The sequence below is a fragment of the Peptoniphilus hominis (ex Hitch et al. 2025) genome (assembly GCF_040096015.1).
Classification (GTDB): domain Bacteria; phylum Bacillota; class Clostridia; order Tissierellales; family Peptoniphilaceae; genus Peptoniphilus_A; species Peptoniphilus_A hominis.
Genome location: NZ_JBBMFO010000038.1, coordinates 1 through 12,296 on the forward strand (window position 1 = coordinate 1; position 12,296 = coordinate 12,296).

The following is a 12,296-nucleotide window of genomic DNA, read 5'->3' on the forward strand; positions in this document are numbered from 1 at the left end:
AGCGTCTAAGTATTGATTTTTAAATGAAAAGAGAGACTCGAGTTAACGAGTCTCCCCAATATTTGACATAGAGCCTAAAAAAACCAGGCAAATGAAATAAACCTGGTTTTTAAAATTTATTAAATTATTTTAACTTATCTAAAGAATAGATAAAGTATTGGCATAGTGATTACTATACTTAAAATAACTCTTTCAATCCAAATTATAATATAATCTGAGAATTTTAGAGGTATTTCTGTTCCCATCATTACAGGAATTGATGCTGAGAAGAATAGGATTTCTGAAACAGAAACTACTGCTACTAGCATTTTTGCTATTAGTCCAAGTCCTGCATTTGCTACCACGGGAGCTGGTAAAAGCATCTCTGCTATACTCATGCCAAGGGCTTGTGCCACCATAAGTGGTTGTTCTACTCTAGTAATTAGTGTGAATGGGTAGAAGATGTAGCCAATAATATCAAAGATTGGAGTGTACTCTGCAAGTAAAAGTCCTATCATACCTACGCCAAGAAGTGATGGGGCAATGTTAAGTGCCATTTTAAATCCATCGATAAAGTTATCTTTTACAACTGATGCTAGTGAGCCAGAATTTTTGTAAGCTTCCATACCTGCTTCTATGGCTTCACCAAAAGTAACTTTTTTCTTTTCTTCAGGTACATATTCTTTTCCAGAATAATATTCTTGTGGTTTTCTATTTAGTGGGAAAATTCTTGCTGTTATTGCTGTTACTAAAAATGTTACAAAAAGTGTAATCCAGAAGTAGGCTAGCCAGTAGTCTAACAAGTCCAAAGTTTTTGCAACTATAATCATAAATGTTGCAGATACTGTTGAGAAACCTGTTGCTATAATTGCTGCTTCCTTCTTTGTGTAAGTGTCTTCCAAGTAAACTCTATTTGTAATTAAAAGTGCTAATGAATAAGAGCCTACGAAGGATGCAACGGCATCTACTGCTGATCTACCTGGAGTTTTAAAGACTGGTCTCATTACTGGTTCCATAAATACACCAATAAATTCCATTAGTCCAAAGCCAGTCAAGAATGCCAAGAAAACTGATCCAATTGGCACGATTGTAGCTACAGATACCATGATTCCGTTCCAAATAAGTGGAAGCATATCACCATCAAAAATTCTTGCAGGACCCTTATTAGTTACATACATGAATACAAAGACTAAGGCTACAAGTTTAATTGCAAAGAATACTGAGTGAAGTTTACTCTTTTGCCAAGATTTAGTTTTTATTGCATAGGCTATACCGGCAAGTACCATGAAAACTCCGAAAACTAAATTGTAATTTGGAAGTTTTTTCACAAGGCTTGTGATGTGGTCAATTGGTATACTCTTTGCTCCGCCAATTGTAACAGGCACAAAGAACATAAAAATTCCAAAAAGTGAATAAAAAATAAATAGTGCAATGTCCGTCGAGTTGAATTTTTTCTTTTCCATAATGTCCTCCTTAATTTATATTAATATACTATGGTTAAGCTTTATTATACCACAGCAGTAGCGGATAAAACGAAAGTTGACTAAGTTTCAACTTATTTTTTTAAAAATTATTTAAGATAAGGGAAATTTTTTAAACTTCCATAAAAAAAGAGCCTGTCACAAGCTAGTGGACAAGCTCAAAATTTTTTATTTTTCATCATTGAAGTTAACTTTTATAATGTTGTCAGTATTTACATCTTCTGTTGTGTAGTAATTGTAAATGTCTTTGCCAAACTTTGTAAGTTTTATACTTTTATCAGATTCCTTTATATTTATTATTTCCAAATCTTTTAAAATATTTAAAAGGGCGACTTCATCTTCTGCAAAGTCCCTATTTTTTATCTCTTCTACATCTTTTAAGTCTTTCAAAAGATCTTTCACAAAGCCACTATATTTTTCGTAGTTTATGCCAAAGGAGCTTTCCAGAAACTTTTTATTAGTCAAGGATTCAACCCAGAGGGAAAGCTTAGTTATGTCGTCAAGGGCTTGGTATTCATCGGCATAATCTGTGAGAAAAAGTTCTTGTGGAAAGTAATCTCCGCTTATTAAGGTCAAATATTTTTTCAGCATAAAGTTTAGGTAGAGCTCAATTAGTGGAAGGTGCTTATTTTTTAGGGTCTTAACATCCTTTGTGGGCTTTAGATTTATGGTAGATGAAAATTCTTTTAGCATAGCGGGAGAAAGATCCCCTGACTTTAACAAATTCACATAGTTCATGTCCAGGAAAGTGATAAAGCTATCGAAGTTTTCTATAAAACTGTTGCCAAAGACTGCTTTCTTGTTGTCATAAAGTATATCTAGGATGTTGTCATCAGAGTAAAAGCCGCTTTCACTGTTTTTCAAAAGTTCCATATAATAAAATATGTTGTTCTTTATTTCGCCTAAATCTTTTAAAATATTTTTTACACCCCTGCCCATGATTTGAAGCTGTCCATAAAAGACAAGCAAAAAGTCTATGGACTTTATTAAGTCTTCTCTCGACAAGAAGTCTCCAGCCTCGCAAAGGTCTTTAATCATTTCCTTGTAGTCTAGGTCATAATCCTTGAAGGTCTTTTCTTCTTCATAATCACCAAGGCTTAGGCAGCGACTTAACTTTGAGAAGAGAGTGAAGAAGAAGCCCATTATAAATTCCACATCCTCACCAGGGAAAATTTTTTGAAATAACTGTGTGTCTTGGGCTATAAGAAGATCCTCTTCATAAAAAGACCTTAGCAAGTGACCAAAATCTTCCAAGCCATCTAAATCTTCTAGGTCTTCATTGGGATGGAGAAAATAATTATTTATAGATTCTAAAGTTACGCCAAAGACGGCAATGATATTTAAAAATTCTCTTTTTAAGAAGTCCTTATTCATTTTTATGGGACCGTAATTGTCCTCTATGTGTCTGAATAAACTAATGAGATTTTCTGAAAAAGAAAAAAAGACTTTCTCCTCCATAATTTGAATTACTTGAAGTATGGATTTTTTATTTTCATGACCAAAAATCCTGTAGAGACCAAATTCATCTTTGCTAATATTGATCTTTGTGTAATTTTCAACTTCTATATATTCATCTAAAAGGACATCGTAAAAGGTAAAGTGGTCATCTTCTTTCCTTATCCTAAAAAGGGACACATAGGAGTCCCTGAAAATTTTTATAAGATAAGCATAATTTTCTTCAGGAACTTCGAGCTCTTCTAGTATGCCCTTTAAAACTCTCTTTGCATTATCCTCATACTCCTCAAAGTCAAAGAGCATAAAGGCTGCCAGTTCGTCTCTATCTCTTACCATTACATAGGGATTTTCTGTAATGGGAGCAAATTCAATTTCATTTATAAAATTTTCAAAGCCAATGCTTGCTTGGCTCAAGAGTTTTTTTCCTATTTCATAAATTTCTCTTGTAGTTAAATTCATTTTTTCACCTATTCTTCAACTAATTCCTTTAGTTCATCCATGTATCGCAAAATATATTCTATGTGATAATTATAGACGCTATCCACTTCAGTTAAGTTATGAGAAGAGGGCTCATCTAAGTTGTAGCGGCTATTGACATCTTCGGAAATTTTTTCGCTCAAATAATTTGCGTTCATATTATTTATTACCTCTAGCCGAACAGATATGCTTTCAAGCAGGGAGACGATCTTTGTTTCTTTATCAAGAGAATGGTCGTGATGAAAAGGAGTCTTTATTTCCTTTTCCAAAAGTTTATAAAGAGTATTTGCATTAGATAAATTTTCGTTAAAATCAGATAAATTTGCCCTCTTGTCGTAAATTATTTCTCTCAAAACCCTATTTGCTGATTGGTAGCATTTTTTTGAAACTGCAATAAAATCTTCCCCGATATTGGGTGAGGATATATAGTAATTTACAAGGACGCCAACAACAACTCCTATAACTGTTCCTAGGATCCTATTTACGGCGTAGAGAGCCTTATTTGAGTCGGAGCAAAAACTTGCAACGAAAACTATGCAAGAAAGTTGTGCCATGTCACGCATCTTTATTACAGAAAGTATATAGATTGTAATTAAAATGCCAAGGCCTGCTATAAGGGGCTCAACTAAATTGGGCACAGATATTTTGGAACTTATATAGCCAAGTATTACTCCAAAGACGCAGGTAAAAAGTCTCTTCTTCATGTCGCTAAGTGATTCTGACATTGATGGCTTCATGGAAGAAACTGCGGCGATGGATACAAATATTGGCGAATTTAAGTTTAAAAGGTAGGAGATATAAAGTCCAATTACAACAGCTAGGGCCGTCTTAATTGCACGCATGCCAATTCTGTATTTGTAATCAAATTTATTTTTGATAGCCATGTAATCCTCCCATCTATTTTTTTAATATGCAAGATAATTATATCAATAATGGATATAAAAGTACATTTTGATAATTTGCCAAAGTCTTGATAGTATTTGTAAAAATTGGGTAAACAATTAACAAAGAAAAGGAGAGTGACATTTATGTTATTGAACTTTGTTGGAAAAAACATTGAACTTACAGAATCTTTAAAGAATGTGGCAGAAAAAAAATTCTCCAAATTGGATAAATACTTTTCTGAAGAAGCCAACGCGAGAGTTGTATTTTCTACTGTAAGAGAAGAACAAACTGTTGAAGTTACAATATTTTTACCTAAGACAATTATTAGAGCAGAAGAAACTACAGACGATATGTACTCTTCAATGGACAACGCTGTGGATGCACTTGCTAGACAAATTAGAAAACACAAGACTAAATTAAAGAGAAGATACCAAAACAACGAAACTATTAGATTCGATGAAATTGTTGAAAAAGAAAAGGACGAAGCTGAAAACAAAATCGTTAAGAGAAAGAATTTCGAACTTAGTCCAATGAAGGAAGAAGAAGCAATTCTTCAAATGGAACTTTTAAATCACAATTTCTTCGTATTCTTAGATGCAGATACTGAAGCTGTTTCTATTGTCTACAAGAGAAAAGATGGCAATTACGGAAAGATTGAAGTATAAAATAAAAATTTATGGGCGCTTAGGGGCTCTTAATTAGGGATTTATTTCCTTAAAATTTAATCGGCATGGAGGTATGACCTTTGTGCCGATTTTTAAATGTCAATTTTCCCTATAAAATTCCAATAAATCCAAATGGTCTGTTTCTTTAAATTTGTACCTGTTGTTTCTTGCTTCATATTTCCATAAGCACCAGCTTGCATTTTCTTTTAGATATTCTGGTATATTTTCTAAATTAACATATCTACTCCTTTCATATTTTTTGAAGAAGAAATATCCCCTCATCTTTCTTAGGACAGTTAGAAGAATTTTGAGTAATCTTTTTATCCTCTACCTGTATAAGTAAGATTGAGAAGTAATTTTCCGGTTATTTTGAAAAATATTTTCTCCTCCCAAATAACAGGCGAAGAAATTCAGAAGCTTTTTAACCTGTAAAAAAATTTCTCCCTCTACTAGCCCTAGGACATTTTTGATGTTTTGTTAGGTTTTATTTTTCCTCTCATATCACAGGCGAAGAAAAACATAGTTTTTTAAACCTATCCTAAAAATTTTCTTCTCCTAATAGACTCAGGACATTTTTAAAGGTTTTGAGTAATTATTTCTTCATCTACCTGTATAAGTAGGAATTAGGATGAATTTTCCAGTTATTAAAATATTTCTCCCTTCACTAGCCCTAGGATAAAAATGATGGTTTTGATTAGTTGTTTAGAAGATTTAATTCTTTGAATTAAAAAAAGACGGAAATAAATCCGTCTTAAGAAATATGTAAAGATTAAGTTGTAGAATGTGGTATAATATTATAGAAAAACTGTATAAAGTAGAAGATTAACTTGAGGTGGATTATGGGATTTTCCTATGATAAATTATGGAAAAAATTGATAGATGAAAAGATGAATAAATTAGACCTGCAAAAAGCCATAAATACAACTCCTCATACCATAGCTAAAATGGGACGAGATGAGAATGTTAGTATGGAAATACTTGGCAGAATTTGTAGGTATTTTAAATGTGATATATCGGAAGTATTGGAATATAGATTGGAGGGATACGATGAGTAATAAGCTTGAACTTACTTGGTATGGTAAAGAAAATGAAATAAAAGTTGAGCCTAGAATACTTATTGAAGATAAAGAAAAATCAAATACATCAAATGATCCTAATACCGAAAATATGCTTATACATGGTGATAATTTATTAGCTCTAAAAGCTTTAGAAAATAATTACTCAGGAAAAGTTAAATGTATCTATATAGACCCACCATACAATACAGGGAATGCATTTGAACATTATGATGATAATTTAGAGCATAGTATATGGCTTAATTTAATGAGAAGTAGACTCACTATACTTCAAAAATTATTATCAGATGATGGCAGTATATGGATACAAATAGATGAAGAGGAGCAAGCTTACCTCAAAGTTTTATGTGATGAAATATTTGGAAGAAGTAATTTTGTAAATATGATTTCTGTTAATATGAAGAACATAGCTGGTGCTTCTGGTGGTGGAGAAGATAAAAGACTAAAAAAGAATTGTGAATATATTTTAGTGTACGCTAAAAATTATAATTTATTAAAACCTTTTGAAGGCGCATACAAGTATACTGAAATATCAGATTTGGTGAAAGAATATAAAGATGAAGGTAAAAGTTGGAAATATACGACAGTTTTATTAGATGAAGGTGAAAAAATTTATCATGGTTCTACTATTGACGGTGATGGTGATGAGATAAAAGTTTATATTAGGAAGAATGTAGTAACAAAGTCTATAAAGCAAGTAGCTTCTGAAAAAAATATACCAGAAAAAGAAGTTTATAAAAAATATGGTATTAATATTTTTAGAACAACTAATGCTCAATCATCAATAAGAAAAAGGATAATTGATTATAGGAAAGAAAATAAAATAACGAGTCAATATATTTCAATTGAATATATTCCAAAAACTGGCAAGAACAAAGGAACACTATACGAACAGTTTTACAAAGATGAAAATTGTAATCTATTTGTTTGGCTACGTGACACCTCTGAAATAATAGATGGTGAATTATATAAAAAAGATGCACAGGGTACATATTGGGATATGAATCCATATATGAAAAATGTTGCGAGTGAGGGAAAAGTTAGATTCCCTATGAGCAAAAAACCTGAATTCTTACTAAAACAAATTTTTAATATGGCTACAAAAGAGAAAGATTTAGTTTTAGATAGTTTTCTTGGTTCAGGTACAACTTGTGCTGTGGCTCAAAAGATAAATAGAAAATTTATTGGTATAGAAATGGGATCACACGCCTATACTCATTGTAAGGTTCGTTTGGATAAAGTAATAGATGGAAGTGACAAATCAGGAATTTCAAAAGACATAAAATGGCATGGCGGTGGAGCTTATAAATTCTACGAACTTGCTGAAAGTTTAATAAATAGAGATGCTTTTGGAGAATATATTATAAACAAAGACTATAATCCTGATATGTTGGCAGCAGCTGTTGCATTACATGAGGGATTTGAATATGGTCCAGATTCTGAATTTTTTTGGAAACAATCTAAAGCAAATGAAAACTCATATCTCTTCGTAACTACAAGGCACATAAATAGTGGCTATATTGAATCAATAAAAACCACTATGGAAGATGAAGAGTATCTAGTAATAGCTTGTAAGTCCTTTGATAGTGATATTAGTGATAAATATCCTAATATTACTATAAAAAAGATTCCACAAATGCTGCTTTCAAAGTGTGAATTTGATATGGATAATTATAATTTAAATATTATAAGTCCTCCAATTTATGAAGGTTATGAAGATGAGGAGGAATGTGAAAATGAATAGTATATTTAGTGAATACACCACAGATTATATTAGTGGAGTTATGTCTTTAAGAAAACCACAAGAAAAATCTTTAAAAGTATTAGAAGAAATTATGACATCATTAAATATAAAGAAGGGTATGAACTTAAAGGCTGCTCTAGGTGGGGTTCATGCTATGTATCCGATATGTTCTGATTTTGAAAGAGAGTTTTTGTCATTAACTTTTGCTTTGGCAACTGGTGTTGGTAAAACTAGGCTTATGGGAGCATTTATTGCATATCTTTACACAAACCATAATATTAAAAATTTCTTTGTTGTGGCACCAGGTACGACTGTATACGAAAAGTTAAAAAAAGATTTATCAGATCCTTCAAATTCAAAATATGTATTTAAGGGACTAGGGTGTTTTCACAAACCACCTGAAGTAATAACAGATGACGACTATAGAACGAAGACCATCTCATTCTTCGAATCTGATGTACGTATATTTGTTTTTAATATCGATAAGTTTAATAAAGAAGGTTCGAAAATGAAAAAGATAAACGAATTAATTGGAGAATCCTTCTACGGATATTTGGCAAATTTAGAAGATTTGGTTTTAATTATGGATGAATCTCATCATTATCGTGCAGAAAAAGGTATGCAGGCTCTTAATGAACTCAATCCTCTATTGGGGTTGGAACTTACCGCAACTCCTATTGTCACAAGTGGTGCAAAACAAATTCCTTTTAAAAATGTTGTATATGAATATCCATTATCTAAAGCCATTGAAGATGGGTATACAAGAACACCTTTTGCTGGAACTAGAACAGATATAAATTTCTACAATTTTGGAGATGAAGAACTTGATAAGCTTATGATTATAGATGGTCTAAAACTTCATGAGAGATCCAAAATTGAGCTAAAAGCCTATTATAATAATAACAATTCAGAAAACAATCTTATCAGGAAAGTTAAGCCATTTATGATGATTGTGTGCAAGGATACAGACCATGCTACTTGGGTTGAAAATTTTGTAAAATCAGATGAATTTGCCGAGGGTTTATATAAGAATAAAACTATCGTAGTCCATTCTAAACAATCTGGTGCCGAGAGTGAAGAAAACACAAGATTACTACTTGATGTGGAAAAATATGACAATCCTGTAGAGATAGTAATTCATGTCAATATGCTGAAAGAAGGATGGGATGTCAATAACCTGTATACAATTGTTCCGTTAAGAACTGCTGCTTCAAAGGTATTGAGAGAGCAAATGATAGGACGTGGATTAAGACTTCCTTATGGAGATAGAACAGGCAATGAAATAGTTGATGGAGTTTATTTAACTGCACATGATAAATTTCAAGATATTTTAGATGAGGCTAAAAAGGGAGATTCTATTTTTAAAGCGGGAAATATTATCAAGCTTGAAGAAATTGAAGAGAATATATCGACTGCTCAAACTACTTCGGAGTTGGATAAGGATAAAGTTAAAGAAGAAGCCTATGCTATAGGAATAGAAAAAGGAGAAAAATCGGATGAGCTAATTGATGAGACTATAAGTCATGTAAAAGATGAGGTAATTAAGGAGATTAGTCACAGCAATAATGTAAATATTTCTAATGAGCAAAAGAAAAAAGTTGCAAAAAAAGTAAAGAATAAACTCAAAGATAATAAAGAGTTGTCTGATGCTTACAAAAAGAATGAGAATGTTATAGATGATTTAATTGATAAGACTGTTGAACAAACTTGTGAAGAAACAAAAAATAGATTCATCTCTATTCCTAGGCTTAAAATAATAGATGCTGGGGTTACTGAGTATGGCTTTATTGATTTTGATTTAGATCTACAAGTTTTTAATCACGCACCAGTAAAAAATGATCTTATAATACAAAATTTACAGGATTTTTCCGATGTTAAACATATCGATGTGAATTCTATAGACTTTGATAGTTTTAATCCAAAAAAAGAAATTCTTGATTTGTTAAGATCTAAGCCTGAAATAGATTATGAAAAGTCTTCTTCTCTTTTATTTAAGTTGATTTCACAAGTAGTAAGTCATTATGAAGAAAAATATGAAGCTGCTCAAATGAAAAACATTGTTTTTATAAATAAGAAGGATATAGCTAACAAAATATATGACCAAATGATGGCAGATGACCATTTTTATAGCGAGAATAGTTTTATAAAATATTCTGTAATGGGGGTAAGAGACTACAACTTTCCACAAACTTATACATGGAAAACACAGCTTAATTTATATGAAAATTATAATGAGAATATTAAATCCATACTATTTGACGGAATAATGAAAGGTGTATTTTCTAGTGCAAAGTTTGATAGTAAGCCTGAACTTATTCTTGCCAGAATATTAGAAAAAGATTCAAAAGTAACTAAATGGCTTAGACCAGCACAGAATGAATTTAATATAAATTACAATAGAGGTAAGCATTATGTACCAGATTTTGTTGTAGAAACTGAAGATTATTTCTACATTGTTGAAGTTAAGGGAGAAGATAAAATTGAAGATGCTGATGTCATAGCAAAGAGTAAAAAGGCAGTTCAATTTTGTGATGTAGTTACTAACTGGGCAAAAGAAAATTCTAAGAAAGGATGGAAATATGTTTTCATTCCATCAAAGGAAATATTACCTAGTTCATCTTTCAATAACCTAGTTAATAGATTTACTGAGGTCTAGAATGAATATAGAAAATTATATAGAATCGCAGTATCGTGAAATTTATTCTGATTTAAACATTGAGTTTATAGAGCTATATAAATGTTTCAAATCACAAAAATTACAAGAAATTTTTGCAACTATACATCATCTTTGTGTTGAAAATTACAAGTTAATGAATCAAAGACTGCCAACCAGAGAAAACGGTAATTATTTTTGGGCTGATCCAAGTAGAAAATTAATTTTTGCTATTGATATAGCTTTAAGTATGCAAAGGACATTGAAAAATTCAGAATATGCCTTTGAAATTGTTGATTACTATAAAGAAGTTTTTAGAAAGTCAGAAGAGTTTCTTTCTAACAGTAGAGGTAGTCAAATACCGCCGAACATGGAAAAAATTGAAATATACTATACAATGCCAATATTACTACCGGTAAATACGATAAAAATTGATTCAGGACTGTCAGAGAAAAATATTGAGCTAAAACTAATAGGTGAAGGCTCATATGCTAAAGTATTTTCTTTTTTTGACGACTATTATAATAGAAAATTTGTTTTAAAAAGAGCAAAAAAACATTTAAATGAAAAGGAAGTTAAACGATTTAAGCAAGAATTTGAACAAATGAATTCACTTTCATCACCGTATATCGTTGAAGTATATAGGTATGAAAATGATACTAATGAATATATCATGGAATTTATGGACTGCACTTTATATGATTATATTCAAAAAAACAATTCTAAACTCACACAAGGTGATAGAAAATTAATTGTAAATCAAATTTTAAGAGCATTTAGATATATTCACTCAAAATGTTTGTTTCACAGGGATGTAAGCCCGAAAAATATCTTATTAAAGAAGTATGATGATGTGAATGTAATAAAAGTCTCTGATTTTGGATTGGTCAAAGTTCCAGATAATAATTTAACTACAATAAACACAGAATTTAAAGGATATTTCAATGACCCAAGATTACTAACTGAAGGCTTCTATAATTATGGGATTTTACACGAAACCTTTGCAATTACTAGGTTAGTATACTTTGTAATGTCTGGAAAAACGAGAATAGACAATATAAAAGATGTTAATCTATCTTCCTTTGTAAATAAGGGGCTATCGGTAAATTTATCAGAAAGATATCAATCTGTCGATGAAATTATAAATGCAGTTAAAAAGCTATAGGTTATGTTAATCACAAAAAGCGACCATACAGGAGCATTTCTATCCTTTGTATGGTCGTTCTTCTTTTGCCACCTAAAGACTCTCTAAATCAGTTTTTCTAAATCCCTAATTCAATGAGCCTTTAGGCGTCCTTTTTAGTACCATAAATAGTGTAAGAAAGGAAGTAATTCCTATCTTGCACTATTTTTGTATAATGAAGAAGTAGTATGACGAGGTGCTTTTAGGGTTGAAACATCCGCCAAAAAAACTGTCAGCTACCTCTTCATTATTCATATTCGGTTAAGCAGGTTGGGCAAAACGTCCGTGTCACAAGCTAAAAAGAGTGTAATGGTGCAGGTAGAAACTACAAAAGAAAAAGAAAGAAGGAAAGCCATGATATCTGTAGGAATAGACATATCAAAAGAGAAATTTACAATTTGTGCATTAGAACAAGGAAGCAAAATATTCTGGAAGCCCTTTGATGTTTCTCTAAACAAAACCAAAGTAGGAGAATTTTTAGAAAAACTAGAAAAATTAAAAGAAAAAGTAAAAATAACAATGGAAGCAACAGGAAAATATCATCTACCAATACTTTATGAATTAAAAGATAGAGGGTATTTTGTAGCAGTAATAAATCCATTAAAGATGAAACAGTTTTGTCGAGCATTAAACTTTAGAAAAGCAAAAAATGACAATATAGATGCAAAACAAATAGCAGAATATGGACTAATGTATTG

The 12,296-nt window shown here is 31.3% G+C and carries 9 protein-coding genes; 6 read left to right on the forward strand and 3 right to left on the reverse strand.

Annotated elements, in window-relative coordinates; all coding sequences use genetic code 11:
- Positions 1–134: 134 nt before the first annotated feature.
- From WMO19_RS09010 to WMO19_RS09020, 3 genes are all read right to left on the reverse strand, one after another.
- Complete coding sequence (locus WMO19_RS09010) at positions 135–1,442, reverse strand: YjiH family protein (RefSeq protein WP_349171501.1); 1,308 nt, start codon at positions 1,440–1,442, stop codon at positions 135–137.
- A 186-nt stretch (positions 1,443–1,628) separates the two neighbouring features.
- Positions 1,629–3,374 carry a hypothetical protein gene (locus WMO19_RS09015; protein WP_349171503.1) on the reverse strand — a complete coding sequence of 582 codons (1,746 nt, stop codon included), beginning with the start codon at positions 3,372–3,374 and terminating at the stop codon, positions 1,629–1,631.
- A gap of 8 nt (positions 3,375–3,382) precedes the next feature.
- Entirely contained in the window at positions 3,383–4,276 is an 894-nt protein-coding gene (locus tag WMO19_RS09020) for an FUSC family protein (RefSeq protein WP_070611693.1), read from the reverse strand.
- 144 nt (positions 4,277–4,420) lie between these two features.
- Here WMO19_RS09020 and hpf point away from each other — a divergent pair, with 144 nt between their 5' ends.
- The 6 genes from hpf to WMO19_RS09050 form a co-directional block, all read left to right on the forward strand.
- Positions 4,421–4,942, forward strand: coding sequence for a ribosome hibernation-promoting factor, HPF/YfiA family (gene hpf / locus WMO19_RS09025; RefSeq protein ID WP_349171505.1), 522 nt, complete (start codon positions 4,421–4,423; stop codon positions 4,940–4,942).
- Positions 4,943–5,781: 839 nt separating this feature from the next.
- Complete coding sequence (locus WMO19_RS09030; protein ID WP_349171507.1) at positions 5,782–5,997, forward strand: helix-turn-helix domain-containing protein; 216 nt, start codon at positions 5,782–5,784, stop codon at positions 5,995–5,997.
- On the forward strand, positions 5,990–7,762 hold the full coding sequence (locus WMO19_RS09035; protein WP_349171508.1) for a site-specific DNA-methyltransferase: 1,773 nt from the start codon (positions 5,990–5,992) through the stop codon (positions 7,760–7,762). Before WMO19_RS09030 ends, WMO19_RS09035 begins: the two co-directional genes overlap by 8 nt.
- The gene (locus WMO19_RS09040; RefSeq protein ID WP_349171509.1) at positions 7,755–10,418 is read left to right on the forward strand and encodes a DEAD/DEAH box helicase; all 2,664 of its coding nucleotides are present in this window, start codon (positions 7,755–7,757) and stop codon (positions 10,416–10,418) included. The genes WMO19_RS09035 and WMO19_RS09040 overlap by 8 nt, the downstream gene beginning before the upstream one ends.
- Position 10,419: 1 nt before the next feature.
- The gene (locus WMO19_RS09045) at positions 10,420–11,580 is read left to right on the forward strand and encodes a protein kinase family protein (protein ID WP_349171511.1); all 1,161 of its coding nucleotides are present in this window, start codon (positions 10,420–10,422) and stop codon (positions 11,578–11,580) included.
- A 372-nt stretch (positions 11,581–11,952) separates the two neighbouring features.
- On the forward strand, positions 11,953–12,296 hold a 344-nt coding region (locus tag WMO19_RS09050), incomplete at its 3' end, for an IS110 family transposase (protein WP_349171512.1).